The sequence below is a fragment of the Microbacterium sp. C-MGS6 genome (assembly GCF_058140415.1).
The window spans coordinates 3,127,933-3,149,158 of record NZ_CM176934.1 but is presented as its reverse complement, the minus strand read 5'-3'; the positions used below and the strand labels follow the sequence as shown (position 1 = coordinate 3,149,158).

The 21,226-nt window shown below is 70.7% G+C and carries 23 protein-coding genes; 9 read left to right on the top strand and 14 right to left on the bottom strand.

What is annotated here, in order from left to right:
* Positions 1 to 7 precede the first annotated feature (7 nt).
* Complete coding sequence (gene rlmN, locus AC3B5L_RS15580; RefSeq protein WP_232089110.1) at positions 8 to 1,297, top strand: dual-specificity RNA methyltransferase RlmN; 1,290 nt, start codon at positions 8 to 10, stop codon at positions 1,295 to 1,297.
* Here the strand turns inward: rlmN and AC3B5L_RS15575 are convergent.
* Positions 1,246 to 1,869 carry an NAD(P)H-dependent oxidoreductase gene (locus AC3B5L_RS15575; RefSeq protein ID WP_187662543.1) on the bottom strand — a complete coding sequence of 208 codons (624 nt, stop codon included), beginning with the start codon at positions 1,867 to 1,869 and terminating at the stop codon, positions 1,246 to 1,248. The two genes, rlmN and AC3B5L_RS15575, sit on opposite strands and share 52 nt — an antisense overlap.
* 64 nt (positions 1,870 to 1,933) lie before the next feature.
* On the opposite strand from AC3B5L_RS15575, the gene AC3B5L_RS15570 reads away from it, so the two are divergent.
* Both AC3B5L_RS15570 and AC3B5L_RS15565 read left to right on the top strand, forming a co-directional pair.
* Positions 1,934 to 2,491 carry a TetR/AcrR family transcriptional regulator gene (locus AC3B5L_RS15570; RefSeq protein WP_187662542.1) on the top strand — a complete coding sequence of 186 codons (558 nt, stop codon included), beginning with the start codon at positions 1,934 to 1,936 and terminating at the stop codon, positions 2,489 to 2,491.
* Positions 2,492 to 2,611: 120 nt separating this feature from the next.
* Positions 2,612 to 4,090 (top strand): DUF4407 domain-containing protein, encoded by a 1,479-nt coding sequence (locus tag AC3B5L_RS15565; RefSeq protein WP_280569436.1) that lies wholly within the window; start codon positions 2,612 to 2,614, stop codon positions 4,088 to 4,090.
* Here AC3B5L_RS15565 and AC3B5L_RS15560 read toward each other — a convergent pair.
* Entirely contained in the window at positions 4,078 to 4,392 is a 315-nt protein-coding gene (locus tag AC3B5L_RS15560) for a hypothetical protein (RefSeq protein ID WP_259954368.1), read from the bottom strand. The genes AC3B5L_RS15565 and AC3B5L_RS15560 overlap by 13 nt on opposite strands.
* Positions 4,393 to 4,411: 19 nt before the next feature.
* Between AC3B5L_RS15560 and AC3B5L_RS15555 the strand changes: the two genes are divergently transcribed.
* From AC3B5L_RS15555 to AC3B5L_RS15545, 3 genes are read left to right on the top strand one after another with little or no spacing between them, the layout of a single operon-like run.
* A complete protein-coding gene (locus tag AC3B5L_RS15555) occupies positions 4,412 to 5,905 on the top strand; it encodes an aminotransferase-like domain-containing protein (protein ID WP_259954367.1) in 1,494 nt (497 codons plus the stop codon).
* A 9-nt stretch (positions 5,906 to 5,914) separates the two neighbouring features.
* Entirely contained in the window at positions 5,915 to 6,412 is a 498-nt protein-coding gene (locus AC3B5L_RS15550; protein WP_259954366.1) for a hypothetical protein, read from the top strand.
* Positions 6,413 to 6,465: 53 nt separating this feature from the next.
* Positions 6,466 to 7,479, top strand: coding sequence for an aldo/keto reductase family protein (locus AC3B5L_RS15545; RefSeq protein ID WP_259954365.1), 1,014 nt, complete (start codon positions 6,466 to 6,468; stop codon positions 7,477 to 7,479).
* Between the two features lie 66 nt (positions 7,480 to 7,545).
* On the opposite strand, the gene AC3B5L_RS15540 is transcribed toward AC3B5L_RS15545, so the two are convergent.
* From AC3B5L_RS15540 to AC3B5L_RS15525, 4 genes are all read right to left on the bottom strand, one after another.
* A complete protein-coding gene (locus AC3B5L_RS15540; RefSeq protein ID WP_259954364.1) occupies positions 7,546 to 8,466 on the bottom strand; it encodes a carbohydrate ABC transporter permease in 921 nt (306 codons plus the stop codon).
* Complete coding sequence (locus tag AC3B5L_RS15535) at positions 8,463 to 9,410, bottom strand: carbohydrate ABC transporter permease (RefSeq protein WP_490095957.1); 948 nt, start codon at positions 9,408 to 9,410, stop codon at positions 8,463 to 8,465. The genes AC3B5L_RS15540 and AC3B5L_RS15535 overlap by 4 nt, the downstream gene beginning before the upstream one ends.
* 3 nt (positions 9,411 to 9,413) lie before the next feature.
* Positions 9,414 to 10,727: an ABC transporter substrate-binding protein gene (locus AC3B5L_RS15530; protein WP_259954363.1), complete on the bottom strand. Its 1,314-nt coding sequence runs from the start codon at positions 10,725 to 10,727 to the stop codon at positions 9,414 to 9,416.
* Between the two features lie 61 nt (positions 10,728 to 10,788).
* Positions 10,789 to 12,024, bottom strand: a complete 1,236-nt coding sequence (locus tag AC3B5L_RS15525; RefSeq protein WP_259954362.1) for an aminotransferase class V-fold PLP-dependent enzyme — start codon at positions 12,022 to 12,024, stop codon at positions 10,789 to 10,791.
* 166 nt (positions 12,025 to 12,190) lie between these two features.
* Here AC3B5L_RS15525 and AC3B5L_RS15520 point away from each other — a divergent pair, with 166 nt between their 5' ends.
* Positions 12,191 to 12,868 carry a FadR/GntR family transcriptional regulator gene (locus AC3B5L_RS15520; RefSeq protein WP_060922368.1) on the top strand — a complete coding sequence of 226 codons (678 nt, stop codon included), beginning with the start codon at positions 12,191 to 12,193 and terminating at the stop codon, positions 12,866 to 12,868.
* 65 nt (positions 12,869 to 12,933) lie between these two features.
* Here the strand turns inward: AC3B5L_RS15520 and AC3B5L_RS15515 are convergent, their stop codons facing one another.
* The 5 genes from AC3B5L_RS15515 to AC3B5L_RS15495 are packed head-to-tail and all read right to left on the bottom strand — an operon-like array spanning position 12,934 to position 16,747.
* On the bottom strand, positions 12,934 to 13,449 hold the full coding sequence (locus AC3B5L_RS15515; RefSeq protein WP_187662533.1) for a glycine cleavage system transcriptional repressor: 516 nt from the start codon (positions 13,447 to 13,449) through the stop codon (positions 12,934 to 12,936).
* Between the two features lie 21 nt (positions 13,450 to 13,470).
* Entirely contained in the window at positions 13,471 to 14,529 is a 1,059-nt protein-coding gene (locus tag AC3B5L_RS15510) for a PLP-dependent cysteine synthase family protein (protein ID WP_187662532.1), read from the bottom strand.
* Between the two features lie 24 nt (positions 14,530 to 14,553).
* Entirely contained in the window at positions 14,554 to 15,366 is an 813-nt protein-coding gene (locus AC3B5L_RS15505) for a GntR family transcriptional regulator (protein WP_187662531.1), read from the bottom strand.
* The gene (gene rbsD, locus AC3B5L_RS15500) at positions 15,366 to 15,770 is read right to left on the bottom strand and encodes a D-ribose pyranase (protein WP_187662530.1); all 405 of its coding nucleotides are present in this window, start codon (positions 15,768 to 15,770) and stop codon (positions 15,366 to 15,368) included. Before rbsD ends, AC3B5L_RS15505 begins: the two co-directional genes overlap by 1 nt.
* 14 nt (positions 15,771 to 15,784) lie before the next feature.
* Positions 15,785 to 16,747 carry a ribokinase gene (locus AC3B5L_RS15495; RefSeq protein WP_259954360.1) on the bottom strand — a complete coding sequence of 321 codons (963 nt, stop codon included), beginning with the start codon at positions 16,745 to 16,747 and terminating at the stop codon, positions 15,785 to 15,787.
* A gap of 118 nt (positions 16,748 to 16,865) precedes the next feature.
* Between AC3B5L_RS15495 and AC3B5L_RS15490 the strand changes: the two genes are divergently transcribed.
* Positions 16,866 to 17,528 (top strand): transaldolase family protein, encoded by a 663-nt coding sequence (locus AC3B5L_RS15490; protein ID WP_259954358.1) that lies wholly within the window; start codon positions 16,866 to 16,868, stop codon positions 17,526 to 17,528.
* 4 nt (positions 17,529 to 17,532) lie between these two features.
* Here AC3B5L_RS15490 and AC3B5L_RS15485 read toward each other — a convergent pair whose 3' ends face one another.
* A complete protein-coding gene (locus tag AC3B5L_RS15485; RefSeq protein ID WP_187662527.1) occupies positions 17,533 to 18,210 on the bottom strand; it encodes a FadR/GntR family transcriptional regulator in 678 nt (225 codons plus the stop codon).
* A 47-nt stretch (positions 18,211 to 18,257) separates the two neighbouring features.
* On the opposite strand from AC3B5L_RS15485, the gene AC3B5L_RS15480 reads away from it, so the two are divergent.
* The gene (locus tag AC3B5L_RS15480) at positions 18,258 to 19,157 is read left to right on the top strand and encodes an amidohydrolase family protein (protein ID WP_292793399.1); all 900 of its coding nucleotides are present in this window, start codon (positions 18,258 to 18,260) and stop codon (positions 19,155 to 19,157) included.
* A gap of 340 nt (positions 19,158 to 19,497) precedes the next feature.
* Here AC3B5L_RS15480 and AC3B5L_RS15475 read toward each other — a convergent pair whose 3' ends face one another.
* Both AC3B5L_RS15475 and AC3B5L_RS15470 read right to left on the bottom strand, forming a co-directional pair.
* On the bottom strand, positions 19,498 to 20,280 hold the full coding sequence (locus AC3B5L_RS15475) for an SDR family NAD(P)-dependent oxidoreductase (RefSeq protein WP_259954354.1): 783 nt from the start codon (positions 20,278 to 20,280) through the stop codon (positions 19,498 to 19,500).
* Positions 20,262 to 21,122, bottom strand: coding sequence for a fumarylacetoacetate hydrolase family protein (locus AC3B5L_RS15470; protein ID WP_187662524.1), 861 nt, complete (start codon positions 21,120 to 21,122; stop codon positions 20,262 to 20,264). Before AC3B5L_RS15470 ends, AC3B5L_RS15475 begins: the two co-directional genes overlap by 19 nt.
* Positions 21,123 to 21,226 lie beyond the last annotated feature (104 nt).

Genomic DNA, 21,226 nt, shown 5'->3' with positions numbered 1-21,226 from the left:
TGGAGGGATGGCCGAGAACCCCCGCACACCCGAGACGCGCTCCGCGACAGCGCCCGCGTCGTCCCGTTCGGGGGCGATCCGCGAGACCCGTACCCCGCAGGTGCGCCCCGCGACCGAGGGCTGGACCCAGAAGAAGGACGCGGAAGGGCGCCCCCTGCTGCAGTTCGCGAGCCCGAAGCGCGGCAAGCCGCCGGTCCACCTCGCCGACCTCACCCCGGCCGAGCGCATCGAGAAGGTGAAGGAACTCGGGCTCCCCGGCTTCCGTGCCAAGCAGCTCGCCACCCACTACTTCCGGCACTACACGTCCGACCCCGCGGAGATGACCGACCTCCCCGCCGGTATCCGCGACGAGCTGGTCGCCGGCATGCTTCCGCCCCTCATGACCGAGGTGCGACGACTGGAGACCGACCGCGGCGACACCATCAAGTTCCTGTGGCGTCTGCATGACGGTGCTCTCGTCGAGTCCGTCCTCATGCGCTATCCCGGCCGCATCACGCTCTGCGTGTCGAGCCAGGCCGGCTGTGGCATGAACTGCCCGTTCTGCGCCACCGGGCAGGCGGGACTGACCCGCAACATGTCCACCGCGGAGATCATCGAGCAGATCGTCCGGGCCAACCGGGCCATCGCCAACGGTGAGCTGGGCGGCAAGAAGCGCGACGACCACAGCATGGAGCGCGTCTCCAACATCGTCTTCATGGGGATGGGAGAGCCGCTCGCCAACTACAAGCGCGTCATGGACGCGGTGCGCACCATGGTCGCCCCGCAGCCCGATGGTCTCGGTATGAGCGCGCGTGGCATCACGGTGTCCACCGTGGGTCTCGTGCCCGCGATCCGGAAGCTCGCCGACGAGAACATCCCCGTCACGTTCGCCCTGTCGCTGCACGCCCCCGACGACCACCTTCGCGACGAGCTCATCCCCGTGAACTCGCGGTGGAAGGTCGACGAGGCGCTCGATGCGGCCTACGACTACTACGCCAAGACCGGTCGTCGGGTGTCCATCGAGTACGCACTCATCAAGGACATGAACGACCATGCGTGGCGGGCCGACCTGCTGGCGGAGAAGCTCAACCAGCGCGGTCGCGGGTGGGTGCACGTGAACCCGATCCCGCTGAACCCGACGCCGGGTTCGATCTGGACGTCGTCGGAGAAGGACGTCACGGACGAGTTCGTGCGGCGGCTGAACGACGCCGGCATCCCGACGACCCTCCGCGACACCCGTGGCAAGGAGATCGACGGCGCCTGCGGTCAGCTCGTGGCGACGACCGAGGACGAGGCTGCTGCCGCTGCCCTGGCCTGACGCGCGCGGTCGCGAGCCGCATCCGCGGCGCCGAGTCGCTCGGCCCGGTCGAGCCATCCGGTGATGGTCGCAGGGCGGGCGTGCTTCACGCCCAGCATCCGCGTTGTGCGGACGGCGCGGATGCCGCAGAAGCGCAGAGTGTTGCGGGCGACCTGGGTGTGCGCGGGCATTCCGGTGAACGGCACGGCGTACCAGGGCGTGTCCGCGAGCAGGAGCAGCCGGCCGTGCCGCGCCGGGAGGAGCCCCTGGGGGAGTCCGCGCTTCGTGTAGCGGTACTCCTGCTGGGGGAGGAGGGTGCGGTCGAAGAACCCTTTGAGCAGTGCGGGCACCGAGCCCCACCACAGCGGGGTGGTGACCACGAGCGCATCGGCTTCGTGGAGCGCGCGCCGCGCGTCGACGAGGTCGGGCTCGAGCGTCATGCGCTCCCGGTAGCCGAATCGCAGGTTCGGGTCGAAGTCGAGGTCGCGCAGCGCGAGCAGGCGCGCATCGCCGTGGCCGTCCGCGTAACGACGGGCGAGGGCGGCGGTGAGCGAGCGGGCGTCGGGGTGGCCGTCGATGACGAGTGCGGACATGCGGTTCCTATCTGGACAGTGTCAACCTGGTTGGACAGTGTCAACATAGGAAACAATGTTGCTTATGTCAAGTTCGAAGGACGGCTACCACCACGGTGATCTGGCGCGTGCGCTCGAGGACGCCGCGATGCGGCTGCTCGAGACGAGACCGGCCGCCGAGATCAGCCTCCGCGAAGTGGCGCGCGCGGCGAACGTCAGCCACAACGCCCCCTATCACCACTTCTCCGATCGCCTCGGGCTGCTCAAGGCCCTGGCCGAGCGGAGCATGGCCGACCTTCTCCGGCAGGTGCGTGTGGCGGCCCAGGGTGCCGCGACGCCGCACGACGCCCTCGTCGCCGGAGGATCGGCCTACATCCGCTTCGCCGTCGAGCATCCCCACGCGTTCGATGCCGTCTACGACCCCACCGTGTGCGTACCGGGGTCTCCTACCGAGACCATGGCCCCGCTGATCGAGGCGCTCGAGGGCGTGCTCGCGGAGGCGGCCGCCGCGGCGGGGCTCGACCGCCCGGCGGACGTCGTGTCGCTGTGGGGGCTGATGCACGGCCTGGGCACCCTCGCCGCGGCCGGCCACTTCACGCTCGACGACGCCCTGTCCGCCTACGCGGCCTCTCTCACCCGCTGACTCTTTCGAGTCGCGCACCTTGCTCCATTCCCGGCCGAGATGGAGCGATCTGCGCGATTCGAAGGGTTCTCGCCCCGGTCTTCCACGGTATGCACAGGCGGAGTTTCGTAGATTGTCGGGATGCCCTATTCCGCCCACCGCCCGGGTCGCTTCGACTCGCAGGGTCGGATCATCATCGACGGCGACCCGAACGCCGAGACGGATGACCTCGACTTCCTGCGCGAGTACGAGCCGACCGGCGACACACCCGCGCAGCCCGACGTCGCGTCCGACGACCCGACGTCCGAGCCGGTGACGGCGCCCGACGCCCCGGTCGACGCGGAGCCCGCCCCCGACCGTCCGGCGCGCCCGCAGCGCGTCCGGAAGTCGCGTCGCCGACGCACCGCCGCCGAACGCCTCCGTGCTCTCGCGATCCTCGGCGGGGCGGAGGGCGAGATCCTCGACAGGGTCCCCGGCGAGACCCCGCGCTTCGTGCAGATGTTCTTCGTGCTCGCCGGGACCGCCTTGGTCAGCGCGATCTCCATGCTCTTCGCCCTGACGACGGGGGTGCGCGCGGCGGTCTGGCTGGCCATCCCGCTCGCGATCGTGTGGGCACTGATCATCTTCAACCTCGACCGCTTCCTCACCTCGACCATGACGTCGACCCGCAACGTCTGGAAGCTCATCGGCCTCGCGATCCCCCGCGTCATCATGGCGGCGATCATCGGGTTCGTCGTCGCGGAGCCGCTCGTGCTGCAGATCTTCCACAACGACATCTCCCGGGAGGTCGCCGCGACCAACATCGTGCAGGCGCAGTCCGACCAGGAGGCGCTCGAGACCGGTCCGGAGAAGAAGGCGCTGGACGCGGCGTCCGAGCGCGTCGCGGCGCTCGAGAACCAGGCGGCGACGGGCATCGTCGCCGGGACCGAGTCGTCATCGGCCACGGAGTCGGCCGCCCAGTCCACGGTCGACGATCTGACGGCCAAGCTCACGGAGCAGCAGGCGGTGATCGACCAGGCGCGGACGCTGTATCAGTGCGAGCTCACCGGCGAGGGCGCGGGCACCGTTCCCGGCTGCACCGGTGTGAACGGCGAGGGTGCGAGCTCGCAGGCCGCGCAGGCCCAGCTCGCCGAGGCCCAGCAGACCTACGATGCACTGGCCGCCCAGCTCCGCACGGCCAACGAGGAGCTCGCCGCTGCCGGAAGCGCCGCCAAGGAGAACACCACGGCGTCGGAGTCGCAGAACCGTCAGCAGGCGCAGGACGAGCTCCCCGCCGCGCGCGACACGTATGAGCAAGCGCTCGCGGCTTACAACGCCCGGGCGGACTCCGTGGCGCAGGGCAACGCCGGGGCGGTGGGACTGCTGAGCCAGATCAGCGGCCTCAACCGCCTGAGCGAGAAGGAGCCCACGATCCTGTGGGCGCACATCCTCATCGCGGCGCTCTTCTTCATGATCGAGCTACTGCCGGTGCTGGTGAAGGTGCTGACGAGCTACGGCGACCCGAGCCTCTACGAGAAGGCGCTGGCCATCCGCAAGCAGGTCGCCCTGGACAGGGTGACGGCGGAGGGCTTCCGCGACCGCGCCGACATCGTCACCACCCCCGGGGCTCAGGCCACCTGACTCCTTTCGAATCGCTCACTGTGCTCCATCCCGGCCGGGTTCGGGACAAAGTGGGCGATTCGAACGCGGGAGAGGTCCCCGGACCGGGACGCCAGCGCGAGAGAACGCGTCAGGGCGACCGTGGACGGGGTGGTCTGCCACGGGGTGCCGGTCACGCCGGCCTCGATGAGAGCGAGCGGTCCGAGGAGGGTGGGGTCGTGGGTGCGGGCGTCGTCGCCGAGCCAGTCGAGGAGTTCGCCCATGGTCCAATCCCGGTCGATTGGACCGAGATCGAGCCCGAAGCTGGTCGTGGGAACTGTCATTGGTCCAGAATCGGGTCTCATGGACACCCTCGACAGGGCCAATGCGACGCCGGTGGCCCACGGATCGGCCCCCGGCCCTCTCGTCCAGGGCGGGGAGGTCTCCGCGGCCGCGCTCGCCGCACGCCTCGGCCGCTGGGCCCATGGCGACGGCACCCTCTCCACCCGACTCGCTGCAGGGATCGCCGCCCTGATCGGCAGTGGTGAGCTGCGCCCCGCCGACCGCCTGCCTGCCGAACGCGCCCTCGCCGCGGTGGTCGCGGTCTCGCGGGGCACGGTCGTGTCCGCCTATGCGTCCCTCGCGGAGCAGGGTCTCGTGGAGCGCCGGCAGGGCAGTGGGACGAGGGTGTCGGGGGCGAGGACGGCGCCCGCGGCCGACCGCCGTCCGGGACGTGGCGAGGCGCTGTTCTCGGCACTCCCCAACGCGATCGACCTGCTCCGCACGGTCCCGCAGATCCCGGATCTGGGTGTGCAGCTCATCCGCGACCACCAGCCGCGGCTCGACCTCGCCCTGCTCCCGGAGACCGACCCCGCGGGTCTCCCGGCCCTCCGCGAACTCATCGCCGACATGTACCGCGCCGAGGGGACGCCGACCACGCCCGAGCAGATCCTCGTGACCCACGGCGCGCAGCAGGCCATCAGCCTCGTCGTCAACGCGCTCGTGGAGCCGGGGGACGTCGTCCTCGCGGAGGAGATCACGTGGCCGGGCGTGACCGACTCCGTGGGGTTGCGCGGCGGGACGGTCCACGGCGTGCCGATGGGGGCGGACGGCCTCGACGTCGATGCGCTGGAGCAGGCGATGGCCCGACTGCGTCCCGTGCTCGTCGCGCTCAACCCGCACCACCAGAACCCGACGGGGACGCGTCTGCCCGGGGCGGCGCGGCATCGCGTGGCCGAACTCGCCGCGCAGTACGGGGTGCCCGTGATCGAGGACCGCGTCGTCGCCGGCATCTCGTTCGACGGGATCGTGCCGCCCACGCTCGCCTCGGAACGGCCGGACGCCCCGGTGCTCGTCGTCGAGTCCGTGTCGAAGTGGGCCTGGGCCGGGCTGCGGATCGGGTGGCTGCGCGCCGACCCCGTCCTGGTCCGACGGCTGCGCGGTGCGCGCCAGCTCGCCGACCAGTCCACGAGCGTGCCCGGCCAGCTCCTCGCCCTCGACCTCATCGCCCATGCGACGGAGCTCCGCCGCGCCAACAGTCGCGTGCACCGGGAACGCCTCCTCCTGCTGCAGGAGTTGATGGCCGCGCACCTCCCCGACTGGACCTACGACGCTCCGCGGGGCGGACTCTCGCTGTGGGCGGGGCTGCCTCGGGGCTCTGCGGCGGCTCTCGCGCGCGTCGCTGCCGCGCACGGGGTCTCGATCGCGGGCACCGGGGCCTTCGCGGTCTCGGCCGCCGCGCCGGACGACCACGTGCGTCTGCCGTTCACCGCGCCGGACGACGTGCTCACCGAGGGGGTGCGCCGCTTGGGCGACGCCTGGCGCGAGTACCGGGAGACTCTCAGCAGCCCTGCCTAGGGTGACCGCATGACACCGGTGCCGCGCCCCACCCTCTGGATCTGCGTCGCGGGCGTGCTCGCCGTCACCGCGTATGCCGCGCTCGCCGCCGTGCAGATCCTCGTGCTGAACCCGCTCGCCGCGGCGCCGGGCGGCCTCTCCCTCGATGAGGTCAGGGCCGCGATGTCGAACGCCGGAGAGAGCCTCATGCCGCAGACCGTCCTCGGCATCCTCGGCGCGGGTGTGTGCCTGGGAGTCGGGACGGCGGTCGTCTGCCTCCTCACGCGGGCTCCGGCGGTGGTGGCCGGCATGACCTTCCTCGCGCTGCTCATGGGCGGGGCGCCGGCCTACTTCGTCGCGTCGTTCGGCCCCGGCATGGGGCTCGCCGACACCTTCGGCATCAGCGGCGCCGATGCCTCCCCGTGGGCGCTGCCCCTGTACGCGGTCAGCGCGCTCTCCGCGGTCGGGGTGCTGGTCGGGGCCGCGGTCACGTCCCGCCGCCGCGAACCTTCGCCCGCCACTGCCTGATGATCGCGGCCGATCCGGCCCGCCGGTCCCCCTGGCGGGACTAGCGTTGGTCCATGGTCAACTATCGCTATCTCGGCAACAGCGGTCTCAAGGTCTCGGAGATCACCTACGGCAACTGGGTCACGCACGCCTCGCAGGTCGAGGACGACGCCGCGGTCAAGACCGTGCACGCCGCCCTGGATGCCGGCATCACCACGTTCGACACCGCGGACACGTACGCCAACACGGCCGCCGAGGTCGTGCTCGGCAAGGCCTTGGAGGGTCAGCGTCGCGAGAGCCTCGAGATCTTCACGAAGGTCTACTTCCCGACCGGTCCCAAGGGTCCGAACGACACCGGCCTGAGCCGCAAGCACATCATGGAGTCGATCAACGGCTCGCTGCAGCGTCTCGGCACCGACTACGTCGACCTGTACCAGGCGCACCGCTTCGACCACGAGACCCCGCTGGAGGAGACGTTCCAGGCCTTCGCCGACATCGTGCGGCAGGGCAAGGCGCTCTACATCGGCGTCTCGGAGTGGACCGCGGAGCAGCTCCGCGACGGGCACGCGCTGGCGAAGCAGCTCGGCATCCAGCTCATCTCGAACCAGCCGCAGTACTCGATGCTGTGGCGGGTCATCGAGGGCAAGGTCGTCCCCGCGTCGGAGGAGCTCGGCATCTCGCAGATCGTCTGGTCGCCGATGGCGCAGGGCGTGCTCAGCGGCAAGTACCTGCCGGGGCAGCCGGTGCCGGAGGGCTCGCGGGCGACCGACCAGAACTCGGGCGCGGGCTTCATCAAGAGCTTCCTGCGGGACGACATCCTCACCGCGGTGCAGCGCCTCAAGCCGATCGCCGAGCAGGCGGGGCTCTCGATGCCGCAGCTCGCGATCGCGTGGGTACTGCAGAACCCGAACGTCGCGGCGGCCCTCGTCGGCGCCTCCCGCCCGGAGCAGCTCGCCGACACGGTCAAGGCCTCCGGCGTGAAGCTCGACGCCGACACGATGACCGCGATCGACGAGGCTCTCGGCGACACGGTCAACCGCGACGCCGAGCACACGTACTCGGTGTCGCCGAAGTCCCGGCTCGTCTAAGCCTTCGAAGAGCGCAAATGGTCCCATTCCGTCGCGGAATGGGACCATGTGCGCGATTCGGGCGGGTTACTCCTTGACGGCCCCGGCCGTGAGGCCCTGGACGATCCAGCGGCTGGCGAGGGCGAACATCACCATCGTCGGGAGGATGGTCAGCACGGCCGCGGCGCTCATGGAGCCCCAGTCGATGTTGAACGTGGAGATGAAGCCGTTCAGCGCCGATGGGACGGTGCGGTTCGCGTCGGTGTTCATCAGCACGACCGACAGGAACAGCTCGTTCCAGCAGTTCACGAAGTTGAAGATGAACGCCGCGATGATGCCGGGCGTCATCACCGGCACGAGCACCCGGAACAGGGCACCAAGGCGCGAGCAGCCGTCGATCATCGCCGCCTCCTCCAGCGCGTCGGGGACGTTCTCGAAGAAGCCCCGCAGCATGACCGTGGAGAACGGGATGCAGATCGCGATGTAGACGAGGATGAGCCCCGGCTTGGTGTCGACGAGTCCCAGGTCGGTCATCATCGAGTACAGCGGTCCCAGGGCGATGAACGCCGGGATCATCTGCGTCAGCAGGAACGCGATGAGCACCGCCCCCTTGCCGCGGAACTCGAACCGCGCCAGCACGTACGCACTGAGCAGGGCGATGAGCGTCGCCACCGCGCCGGCCGACACCGCCACGATGGCCGAGTTGGCCAGGAACGTCCCGAACGAGCTCTTCTCGAACAGGCTCGTGAAGTTGTCGAGCGAGGGCTCGCTCGGCCAGTACTCGATCGGGAAGCGGTTGATCGTGCCCGGCGACTTGAACGCGGTGAGCGTGATCCAGTACAGCGGGAACAGCGTGATGAGCAGCCACAGCCCCAGGCCGACGACACGCACCACGCCGCCCACCGTCACCCGGGGCTTCGGGTGCGGGGCGGCCTTCGGGTCGGGCACCGTGATGCGGCGCGTCTCGGTGACCGAGGAGCCGGTCCGGACGGATGAGGTGATGGTCATCGCTGCACTCTCCGCATCGCCATCAGGTAGAACGCGCAGAACACCATGAGGAAGGCCACGACGATGAGCCCGATGGCGCTCGCGATGCCGTAGTTGCCCTGCTGCGTGTAGTTGATCATCCACGTCGTGATGATGTGGGTCTGGTTGGCCGGGCCGCCGTTCGTCATCGCGTAGATGATGTCGGGGAAGTTGAAGATCCAGATCACGCGCAGCAGGATCGTCAGCAGCAACGTCATCGAGATGTACGGGATGATGATCGAGAACAGCTGCCGCACCTTGCCGGCGCCGTCGAGGCTCGCCGCCTCCAGCATCTCGTCCGGCACCGACTGCAGGGCCGCGAGGATCATGATCGCGAAGAAGGTCACGCCGTACCAGATGTTCGCGACGATCACGGCGAACATCGCGAGCTTCGGATCGGCCAGCCACGGCAGCGGCGCGTCGATCAGACCCGCCTTCATGAGCAGGTCGTTGACGACGCCGAACTCGGCGTTGAACATCCAGCGGAACAGCATGCCGATCAGGAAGCCGGACACCGCCCACGGGAAGAACACCAGCGCCTGGTAGAGCCCGCGGAAGCGGAATCGCTTGCGCAGGGCGAGAGCGATGAGGAAGCCGATCACGAGCTGCGGCACGAGCGAGCCGACCACCCAGAGCACGGAGTTCCACGCCACGGTCGGGAACGCCGGGTCCCGGAAGACGGCGAGGAAGTTGTCGATGCCGACGAACGGGGTCGACGTGAGGTCCCACAGGTTCCAGTCGTGGAACGCCATGCGGGCGCCCTGCAGCATCGGCCAGTACGTGAACCAGCAGACGAAGACGATCGCCGGCGCGAGGAACGCCAGCAGGGTGAGCGCAGTGCGACTCCGGAAGGGGCGACGACGCGATGCCGGGGAGGCCCCGCCGGCGGTGCCGACGGAGCCCCCTTCACGGATGGTGCGGGCCACGGATCAACCCTTCTCCGCGGCGTACTTCTCGGTCCAGAACGCGTCCCACGAGGCGAGGAGGTCCTTCGTGGACATGTTGCCGAGCAGCACGCTCTGCACGTCCTGGTCGGACTTCTGGATCCACTCGGTCCACCAGCTCACCCCGCGCGGCTGACGCACGTTGACGTAGGTCTCCGGGTCCTCGGTCATGGTGACGTAGCTCGTCCAGGGGCCGGTCGAGTAGAACTCGTCGTCCGCGGCGGCCGCGATGATCGGGACGAGGCTGTTCGCCTGCGCGAACTCGGTGGCGGGCTCGGCCGACGACAGGAACTCGACGAGCTTGACCGCCGCCTCCTTGTGCTCGCTGTTCTCCGCGACACCCCAGCCGGCGACGGCGAGGGGCTGCGCGGCCTTGCCGGACGGGCCGACGAGCAGCGGGGCGGTGTCCCACTGGTCTTCGGTCAGCGAGGAGTCCTGCACCGTCGCGATGACCTCGGGGTCCTGCAGCAGGAACGCGGTGGTGCCGTTGGTGAACCCGGCGACCATCTCGGGGTAGCCCCACGAGACGGCGGACGGCGGCGAGGCCTCCTTGAAGAGGTCGAAGTAGTCGTCGACGGCCTCCTGGGCCTCGGGCGCGGCGAAGATCGTCGAGCCGTCCTCCATGAGGAACGCGTCCTCCGTGTCGAGGCCGTCGATCGTGTAGGCCTCGATCGCCGCGACGACGTTGCTGTTGGCGTTCTGCCCGCCGCGGAAGGCGTAGCCGTAGATGTTGTTCGACGGGTCCTGGATGGCGGACGCCTGCTCCAGCAGGTCCTTCCAGCTGTGCGGCGGGCCGTCGAAGCCGGCCTGCTCGACGAGGTCCGTGCGGTAGAACAGCGACAGGCCGTAGAAGCCGTAGGGGACGAAGTAGCTCTTGCCGTCCTCCGCGACCGATGCCGACTGCGCGTTCTCGGTCAGGGCGTCCCAGCCGTCCCACTCCTTCAGATCGTCGCCCAGGTCGTACAGCCAGCCGTTGTTCGCGAACGGCCCGACGGTGATGTCGCGCACCTCGAGCACGTCGACGCCCTTGCCGGACTGCAGCATCTGCTGGATCTTCTGGTCGGCCTGCTCGGTGGGCGGGGAGACCAGGGTGACGGTGATGTCGGGGTTGTCCTTCTCGAACTCGTCGAGCAGTCCGCGCAGGAGCTCGGTGCGCGCCGGGTTCGTCAGGCTCTCGACCATCTGGAGTGTGACGCTGCCGTCGCCGCCGGACGAGCCGGAGCCTCCGGAGCATCCGGTGAGTGCGAGGACGGCGACGGTGCCGACTCCGGCTGCGGTCGTCAAGATCTTGTTCTTCACGATGTGCCTCTCGGTGGGGGTGGGTGGGTGTTCGGGTGGGTCGTGCGGGAGGTGATGCGGGTCAGGGGAGGATGAGGGCGTCGGCGGGGCGGATGCCCGCGCGGTGCAGGATCGCCGGGACGCAGCGCTCGACGAACGCCTCGACGTCGGCGGCCTCGGTGTACAGGTGCGCGGAGAGGCGGAAGTAGCCGACGCCGCGGAAGCTCGTGAACGCGGTCTCCACGCCGACCTCGTCGAGGAGGTCCATGCGCAGCGCGTCGGCCTCCTCGCGGGTGGCGCCGAGGCCGAGCGGCAGCCGGATGAGGCGCATGGACGGCACCGGGGAGGGGAGCGGGGTCAGCGGGTCCTCGTCGCCGAACGGGCGCAGGGCCTCGGCGATGAGCTCGGCCCCCGCGTCGGCGCGCGCTGCCATGGCTTCGCGGGCGGCCGCCCATCCGAACTCGGCCTCGATGAACTCGATCGCGGTGGGGGTGGCGAGGTACGTCGTGGCGTCGATCGTGCCTTGCGTGTCGAAGCGCTCGGGGTACGGCTCGCGCGCGGCCCAGGAGTCGATCAGCGGCCAGAGCTCGTCGCGGTCGGGGGCGGTGGTGACCAGGAGGGCGGAGCCGCGCGGGGCGCAGGGCCACTTGTGCAGGTTGCCGAACCACCAGTCGCCGCCGGCGACGGCCGCCGCGTCCGGGATGAGGCCGGGGGCGTGGGCGCCGTCGACCAGGGTGCGCACGCCGCGCTCGGCCGCGAGGTCGGCGATGCGGCGGGTCGGCAGCAGGCGAGCCGTGGGCGAGGTGATCTGGTCGACGACGAGCAGCCGCGTGCGCGGGGTGAGGGCGTCGGCGAACAGCTGCACGATCTCGTCGTCATCGGCGAGCAGGGGCAGGGCGACCGTGCGGACGGCGGCGCCGAACCGGCGGGCGAGGCGCTCGGCTCCCATGGTGATGGCCCCGTAGCCCTGGTCGGTGACGAGGATCTCGTCGCCGCTCTCGAGCTGGAGGGCGTTGTAGATGACGGTGGCCGCGGCGGAGGCGTTGGGCACGAACACGCTGTCCTCCGCGCGGGCGCCGACGAACGGAGCCGTCCGCTGCCTCGCCTCCTGCACCCGCTCCGCGATGCGCGGGAACCACTCGACGGGGCTCAGGTCGGCGCGGCGGCGCAGGGCGTCCTGATGGGCGACCACCACCGACGGCACCGCCCCGAAGGACCCGTGGTTGAGGTGGATCACGATCGGGTCGAGCGGCCAGGCGTCGCGCGCCCGCAGGCCGGAGTTCAGCGTGAGCGGAGCGGGGAACTGCGGAGCGGGCATCGGACCTCATCGGTGAGTGGGGGCGAGTTGTTGCACAACTTTGCCACACGCCTTCGGTTTTGGCTACGAAAGCGCGAAGATGAAACATAGTTGTCATACGAGTTTGCGGCCGCCGGTGTGTCCGACAGACTTCACGAGGGGTGGGGTAGTGGCGGAGAGGATGACGATGAGCGCACTCGACACGGCGCTGCACGGGCTGCGGGCCCTCATCGCCGACGGCGCTCTGCGCCCCGGCGACCGGCTGCCGAGCGAGGGAGAGCTGTGCGAACGGCTCGGCGTCTCACGGGGATCGCTCCGCGAAGCCATCCGCACCCTCGCCGCACTGGGCGTGCTGGAGACGCGGCACGGCTCCGGGAGCTACGTCAGCGAGCTCCGCGCCGCCGACCTCATCGGCAGCCTGTCCCTCACGGTCGGACTGCTGCCGATGGCCGGGGTGCTGGAACTGACGGAGCTCCGACGGGTGCTCGAGCCCCATGCGGCGGCGCTCGCCGCGGCCCGTATCGACGACGACACGGTGGCCGCGCTCGACGAGGTGCTCACGGAGATCGAGTCGACGACGGACTTCGAGGCGCAGTCCCGCCTCGACCACGAGTTCCACATGGCGATCTCATCGGTCGCGGGCAACGAGGCCCTGACCAGCCTGATCGACGTGCTGCGCTCCCGTTCCCGGGCCTACCGGATATCCGACCCGGAGGACGCCGCGGAGCTCAAGATCCACTCCGATGCCGGTCACCGCGCGATCCTGCGCGGCCTCGCCGCTGCGGATCCGGTGGCAGCCTCCGCCGCCGCGTCCGCCCACGTCGCCTACACCGAGTACTGGGTGCGGCGATACTCCGGCCTCTGACTGCGTTCGAATCGCGCGATCGCATCCGGCGGCCGGATAGAGCCATTCAGGCGATTCGAACGGGGTCAGCCGAGGGTGATGTCGACCTGGATCTCCGACGCGAGGCGCTCGAGGTCGGCGCGCAGGGCGTCGAGGTCGACCGTCGGCGGGACCTTCGCGATCACCGAGGCCTCGAACAGTCGCCCGCCGGCCATCGCGGCCTCCCGGGTCTCGGTCGTGAGCTCCTCGATGCTCAGGGCGTGCGCGTTCAGCACCGCCGACACCTCCCGCACGATGCCGGGGCGGTCGTTGCCGAGCACCTGCATCACGATCAGCTGCTCCTCGTCCTCCGACGGCCCCGGCGTGCCGGTGAGCACCGACAGCGTGAGCAGCCCCTGGCCCTGGATCGCCCGGAGCGCGGTCTCGAGCTCCCCGGTGCGCTCCGTCGGCACGGACACCTCGATGACACCCGCGAACGTGCCGGCGAGCTCGGCGAGGGAGCTGTTCTCCCAGTTGCCGCCGTGGGCATCGACGACATCGGCGACGGCGGCCACGAGGCCAGGACGATCGGCACCCGCGACGGTGAGGATGAGCGTGGTCATGGGGTCAGCGTAACCCGGGGATCACTCCGCCCAGACCCCGGTCTCCAGGAACCGCTCCAGCCGCGCACGGTGCGGGGCGAGGTCCCACCCCTGCTGCGCCACCCACTCGTCGGAGTAGTACGTGCCGGCGTAGCGCACACCGCTGTCGCAGATGAGGGTCACGACGCTGCCGGTCTCGCCGGCGGCACGCATCCGGGCGATGAGCTGGAACGCGCCGTAGAGGTTCGTGCCGGTGGAGCCGCCCGCCCAGTGCAGGGTGCGCTCGCGGAGGAGGCGGATCGCGGCGATGGAGCCCGCGTCCGGCACCTGGATCATCTCGTCGATCACGGACGGCACGAACGAGGCCTCCACCCGCGGCCGCCCGATGCCCTCGATGCGGCTGGGCCGCCCGGCCGGCGGGTCGACCGTCCCCGCCCAGCCGTCGTAGAAGGCCGAGCCCTCGGGGTCGACGACCGCGATCCGGGTGTCATGGCGGCGGTACTTCACATAGCGGCCGAACGTCGCGCTGGTGCCGCCGGTGCCGGCGCCCGTGACGATCCAGCGGGGGATCGGATGCCGCTCCTGGGCGAGCTGGCTGAACACGCTCTCGGCGATGTTGTTGTTGCCGCGCCAGTCGGTCGCGCGCTCCGCGAACGTGAACTGGTCGAGGTAGTGCCCGGTGCAGTCCGCCGCCAGGCGCTGGGCCTCCGACGACATGTCCTCCGGGCGGTCGACGAAGTGGCAGGTTCCGCCGTAGAACTCGATGAGGTCGATCTTCTCCTGCACCGTCGACCGGGGCACGACGGTGATGAACTTCAGCCCCAGCATGCGGGCGAAGTAGGCCTCCGACACCGCGGTCGATCCGCTCGAGGACTCCACGAGGGTCGTGTCCTCACGGATGCGCCCGTTGACGAGCCCGTAGAGGAGGAGGGAGCGCGCGAGGCGGTGCTTGAGCGAGCCGGTCGGGTGCACCGACTCGTCCTTGAGGTAGAGGTCGATGCCCCACTCCGGCGGCAGCGGGAACAGGTGCAGGTGTGTGTCGGCGCTGCGGTTGGCATCGGCTTCCAGCAGGGCGATCGCGGTGCTGGTCCAGTCGCTCATGCCTCGAGCGTACCGGGGCCGCTGTCAGCCCACCGTGCCCGCGGGGGAGGCGCCGCCCGATCCGTCCACGTGCATCAACGAGGCCTGGGACTGCTCCTGCTGGAGCTGGAACTCGAAGCGCGAGCGGTCTCCGCGGTGGTACGCGATGAAGTACTCGATCGGCACGCCGTCCTCACTGCGGCTGATGCTGCGCAGACGGAGGAGGGCGGAGCCGGCGCTCACACCGAGGTGCTGAGCCTGCTCGTGCGTGGCGACGGTCGCCTCGGCCGAGCGGACGCCGTGCGTGGCGATAATGCCGTGGTCGGCGAGCAGCCGGTACAGCGACGCCTCGGTGAGATCCGCGCCGAGCGTCACCGCCCCCACCGCCTCGGGCATCCACGTGGTCGAGAGCGACCAGGGCTCGCCGTCCACGTGTCGCAGCCGCTCCAGCACGATCACCGGCGATCCGACCGGCACCTCCAGGGCCAGGGCGACCTCCTCGTCCGCGACGGTCTGCTCGTGGCGGAGGACGTCGCTGTGCACATGGCCACCGCGCCGCTCGACGTCGTCGTACAGCCCGACGAGTGTGTGCACGAGACTCTCGCTCGTGCGCGGGCGGGAGACGAACGTGCCCTTGCCCTTCACGCGCTCGACGAGTCCCTCGTGCTCGAGCTGCGCCAGCGCCTGCCGAACGACCGTGCGGGAGATGCCGTAGCGCTCGCACAGCCGGTGCTCGCCGGGAAGAGGATCGCCCGGCTGCAGACCGTCGCGGGCGATGCCGTCGATGATGAGCTGCCGGAGCTGGTCGTACATGGGCGCCGCGCTGTGGCGGTCGATGGCGTCCTCGATGAGGGACATCAGTACGCCACCCCCGCGTGCAGGATCACGTTCGCGTACGGGGTGAACTCCCCGGAGCGCACGAAGGCGCGGGCGGCGTGCGTGCGCCGCTTGAACTCGACGTGCGGGACCAGCTCGATCTCGAACCCCGCATCGGCGAAGCGCTCGCGCAGGGCGTCGAGCACCTCCGGGCTCTTCTCGGCGACCTCGGCCGACACCGTCGCGCCCTCGACGACGAGCTCCGCGAGCACCGTGTCGAGCACGTCGAGGAAGGCGGGGGCGCCGGGACGGTAGGCGAGGTCGATGCGCTCGGCGCCCGGCGGGATCGGCAGCCCGGCATCGGTCACGACGATCAGATCGGTGTGCCCGGTCTCGCTGATGACGCGGGAGAGCGCGGGGTTGATCGTGGTCGAGGTCTTGCGCATCGTGTGCTCCTGGTTCAGTTCGCGACGGGGGCCGCGGTGCGCGCGGCGAGGAAGGCCTCGACGTCGGCGCGGTGGGGGAGGCTGGGCGAGGCCCCCTGCTTCGTGACGGTGAGGGCGCCCGCGGCGGTCGCCAGCCGCACCGCATCGGTGAGGGCCGCTCCGCTCGCGAGCGCGGCGCCGAGGTAGCCGGCATAGGCGTCGCCCGCGGCGGTGGTGTCGACGGCCTCCACGGGGAACGGCGGGACGACGGTGGCGCCCTCGGCGGTGACGACGCACGACCCCTGTCCGGCCAACGTGATGACCGCGGCGCCCACACCCTGCTCCAGGAACCAGTGTCCGGCGCGTTCGGCGGAGGCGGCGTCGGTCACCTGGATGCCGCTGATGAGCGATGCCTCGGTCTCGTTCGGGGTGACGATGTCGATGCTCCGCCAGATCTCCGCTGCCAGCTCCGCCGCCGGTGCCGGATCGAGGATCACGGTCATGCCGTGCTCGCGTCCCCGCGCGGTGATGTGGGCGGTCAGGGCGGACGGGGTCTCGAGCTGGGTGAGCAGCACCGAGGTCGTGGGGGCGAGCGCTGCGAGGGCCTCGTCGATCTGCTCGGTGCTCAGAGCGGCGTTCGCGAGCGGCACCATGACGATGTCGTTCTGCGCGGAGGCGTCGACGCGGATGTGCGCGATTCCGGTGGGGCCCGGGACGGTGCGCAGGTGCGCGAGGTCGACGCCGGCGGCGGTGAGACCGTCCACCACGAGGTCGTGGAACAGGTCGTCGCCGACGCAGCCGACGAAGCTCGTGCGGGCGCCGGAGCGTCCCGCCGCGACGGCCTGGTTCGCGCCCTTGCCGCCGAGCATCAGCGTGAACTCGTCGCCGAGGATGGTCTCGCCGCGGGCCGGGAGCCGCTGGGAGAAGGTCGTGACGTCGGCCGTCACGCTGCCGACGATGACGACGCCGGAGCGGTCGCCGGGGTGTGCGGGTGTCATCTCGCTCCTGATCCTCCTCGACAGCGCGGGACTCCCGGTCTTTGACAAGGTTCGGGAGCTGTCATTACATTAGCCGAAGCCCCACCTGTAACGACAGGTTGCCCGCGAGGAGACCCCGATGACCGCGATCGCGCCCCGCCTGTACGTCGACAGCGCCGACACCGACCGTGTCGCGCGGCTGCTCTCCGCGGGGGTCGTGCACGGTGTCACGACGAACCCCACGATCCTCGAGCGTGGCGGGCGGACGGCTGGGGAGATCCCCGACCTCTACGCCCGCTGGGTCGAGGAGGGCGCTCGGGAGGTGTTCTTCCAGACGTGGGGTGGTGACACCGCCTCCTTCCTCCGGAACGCGGAGGGCATCCGCGCGCTCGGCGACCGCGTCGCGGTGAAGGTGCCCGCGACCGCAGCCGGGTTCGCCGCCGCTTCCGCCCTCATCCGTGACGGGGCCACGGTCCTCGTCACGGCGGTCTACTCCGTCGCGCAGGCGCTCGCGTGCGCTTCGATCGGTGCCCAGTACATCGCGCCCTACCTCGGGCGCATGCGCGACGCGGGCATGGACGGCGACGCCCTCATCGCCCGGATGCAGGAGATGTGCGCGGGCAGCGCCTCCAACGTCCTCGCCGCGTCGCTGCGGACGGCCGATGACATCACCGGGCTGCGCGCTGCCGGCGTCCCCTACTTCACCGCCGCGCCCGGCGTGCTCGACCAGGTGCTGTTCCACGAGGTCAGCGACAGCTCGGCGGCCGAGTTCGACGCCGCGATGGAGCGTCTCGGCGCCTGACGGGTCAGGCCGAGGCGGCCTGCCGCAACCACCGCTCGACACCCGCGATGTGGGCCGTGGCGAGGGAGGTGGCCAGTGCCGAGTCGCGCTGGGCGATGGCGTCGGCGATGGCGCGGTGCTCCGACAGGGTGCGCTCCACGGCGCCGCCCTCCGTGAGCCCCCGCCACACCCGGGCCCGGACCGTCTGGCTGCTCAGGTGCTCGATGAGGCTCGCGAGGTAGGCGTTGCCCGCCATGCCCACGATCTCGCGGTGGAAGCGGATGTCGTGGTCGACGAGCTCCTCGATGCCGACGGAGGCGTCGACGGCCTCCACCTCGTCCTGCAGGGCCGCGATCGCCTCGTCCGTGCCCAGGGTCGCCGCGAGCCCGGTGGCCTGCGATTCGAGCATCCGGCGGACGGCGAACATCTCCAGCATCGAGTCGTCGTCGTGCATGTCCACGACGAACGCGATCGCCTCCAGCAGCAGGTGCGGCTCCAGGCTCGTGACATAGGTGCCGTCACCACGACGGACGTCGAGCACGCGGATGACCTCCAGCGCCTTGACCGCTTCGCGCATCGAGTTGCGGGAGAGGCCGAGGCGCTCGGAGAGCTCCTTCTCCGGGGGCAGGCGATCGCCGGGGGCCAGTTCGCCCGACACGATCATCGCCTTGATCTTCTCGATCGCCTCGTCCGTCACTGCCATGGCGCTCATCCTCGCACAACATCCGATGTCTGCGGCAGGATGGGGGCATGCGCATCCTCGACTCGCACCTGCACCTGTGGGACCCGGAGGCCCTCGGGTACACGTGGCTCGAGGGACCGCTCGCGCGGCGCTTCGCTGCCGGCGAGTTCGAGCATGCGCGGGTGGAGCGGGCCACGGAGGAGCGGGCCGTGTTCGTGCAGGCCGAGACCGCCGAGGACGACTTCCTCGCGGAGGTGCGGTGGGTGGCAGGGCAGGCGGAACGACTCGGGGTGGTCGGCATCGTCGCCGGCGCTCGGCTCGATCGCGGCACCGACACCACGGTGCACCTGGAGAGCCTCACCGCGGAGCCCCTCGTGGTCGGCGTGCGTCATCTGCTGCAGGGGGAGCCGGACGGCATGATGCTCTCGTCGGCCTTCATCTCCGGGGCCCGCGAGGTCGCGGCGCACGGGTGGACCTTCGACGCGTGCGTGCGTGCCGCGCAGCTCCCCGACGTCGCACGACTGTCCGGCGCGATCCCCGAGCTGCGGATCGTGCTCGATCACCTCGGCAAGCCGGAGGTCGGGACGGCTTCTGCTCCGCGCACGCCCTCTGTGGAGTGGGAGCGCGACCTCGCCGAGCTGGCGCGACACCCCGGGGTGTTCTGCAAGGTGTCCGGACTGCCCGCGGAGGCCGGAGGGGACTGGAGCCTCGCGCAGCTCGAACCCTTCCTCGACATCGCGGCCGACGTCTTCGGTCCCGAGCGCCTGATGTGGGGGAGCGACTGGCCCGTGTCGGCGGTCGGCCCCGCGGTGCCGGACGATCCCCGCGCTTCCGCCGACGGCTCTCCGGTGTATCAGCCGTCCGCACGCAGCCGCTGGGCCGACGCCGTGGCGGCCTGGGCCACGTCCCGCGGCATCGATCACGACGCCCTCTTCCACGCCACCGCCACCTCCTTCTACTCCCTCTAGTCCCCCTCCCCCCCCTTACGCGGGGCGAGTGCAATATGCCACCTTCGGAGCCCCGTCCAGGCCCGCTTTTGATCCCGGCCGGATGGGTACCGTACCGCTCACGCTCGTCCCTCCGGGCGCCTCGTGGCGTGCGGGATGGGAAACGGTCCGCGGCCGCGGCGTCGGGGGGCGATTCTGATCCCGCCCGCGCGGCGAGGCGGCGTGCAGGATGAGAAAGGGGCGTGCGGGGCGGGATCGGGGGGCGGTTCTGATCCCGAACGGCGGGGCAGGACGGGGCGGGACGGGACGAGAACGGCCCGGGGCCTCGCGGGGAGACACCGGGCCGTCGGAGAAGACCGAGTCACTCGGGGCGGAGGCGGAGCTGCGCCATCCCCCCGTCGACCTCGATGAAGGTGCCCGTGGTGGAGCCCGCGGCGGGGCTCACGAGGTAGGCCACCGCGGCGGCGACCTCGTCGGGGCTCACGAGTCGTCCGTGGGGCTGCCGTGCCTCCAACGCGGCCCGCTCGGCGGCGGGGTCGGCCGCGGAGTCGAGCAGTCGTCCGACCCAGGGGGTGTCCGCCGTGCCGGGGTTGACCGCATTGACGCGGATGCCCTCGCGCAGATGATCGGCGGCCATCGCGCGGGTCAGCGCCGACACGGCTCCCTTCGATGCGGAGTACAGCGCCCGCTGCGGGAGTCCGGTGGTCGAGGCGATCGAGGCCGTGTTGCATACGGCGGCGGCGGGGGACGTCCGCAACCAGGGGAGCGCCGCCGAGGTCACCCGAGCGATGCCCGTGACGTTGATGGAGAGGACGCGGGCCCACTCGTCGTCGTCGTTCGCGGCGATGTCGCCCTGTGCGCCGACGCCGGCGTTGTTGACGACGATGTCGATGCGGCCGAAGCGCTCGGCGACGGCGGCGACGGCGGCGTCCACGCTCGCGCGGTCGGAGACGTCGGCGGTGAACGCGGCGAACCGCTCGTCGGCGTGCGTGGTGTCACGATCGAGGACCGCGACGATGACGCCGTCCTCGTGCAGACGGTCGGCGATCGCCGCGCCGATGCCGGAGGCTCCTCCGGTGACGATGGCCACGAGGCCTTCCGCGTCGGTTCCCTGAGTTCGAAGGGTCACTTCTCTGCCTCCCATGCGATGAAGTCCTGGCGCTGGCGTCCGAGGCTGTCGATCTCGATCTCCACCACGTCGCCCGCGGCCAGGTAGGGGTACGTGCCGGACAGGGCCACGCCCTGCGGGGTGCCGGTGAGGATCAGGTCACCGGGCTCGAGCGTCACGTACTGCGACAGGTGGTGCACGATCTGCTCGACCGTGAAGATCATGTCGCTCGTGTTCGAGTCCTGCCGCGGCTCGCCGTTCACGAAGCTGCGGAGGCCGAGCGCCTGATGGTCCACCTCGTCCGGGGTGACCAGCCAGGGACCCGTGGGATTGAAGCCGAAGGCGATCTTGCCCTTCGACCACTGCCCGCCGGACACCGCCATCTGGAAGTCCCGTTCCGACACGTCGTTCGCGGCGACGAAGCCGGCCACGTGCGCCATCGACTCCTCCGGGGAGTCGAGGTAGGCGGTGCGGGCGCCGATGACGATGCCGAGCTCGACCTCCCAGTCGGTCTTCTCGCTCCCGCGCGGGATCGTCACCGCGTCGTTGGGGCCGACGACCGTGTTGGGCGTCTTGAGGAAGATGATGGGGATGGTCGGCGGCTCCGACCCCGACTCCGCGGCGTGCGCGGCGTAGTTCATCCCGATGCAGATCACCGCGCTCGGGCGGGCGATCGGGGCGCCGATGCGCATCGTCGCGGCGTCCGGCAGCTCGGGGAGCTCCCCGGCGTCGCGGGCGGCGGCGACGCGGGCGACGAAGTCTCCCGCAAGGAAGTCGCCGTTGACATCGGATGTCACCGGGCGGAGGTCGAGGTAGCGGTCACCCTCCAGGAGGACGGGGATCTCCGCCCCCGGGGTGCCGAGCCGCGCGAACTTCATGATTCTCCTGATCGTTCGGGAGGCCGCTGCTCAGCGGCCGGTCTCGTTGACAGTATAGACATCGGATGTTTACACTCCAAGAGATCCGCGCGGAAGAACGACCC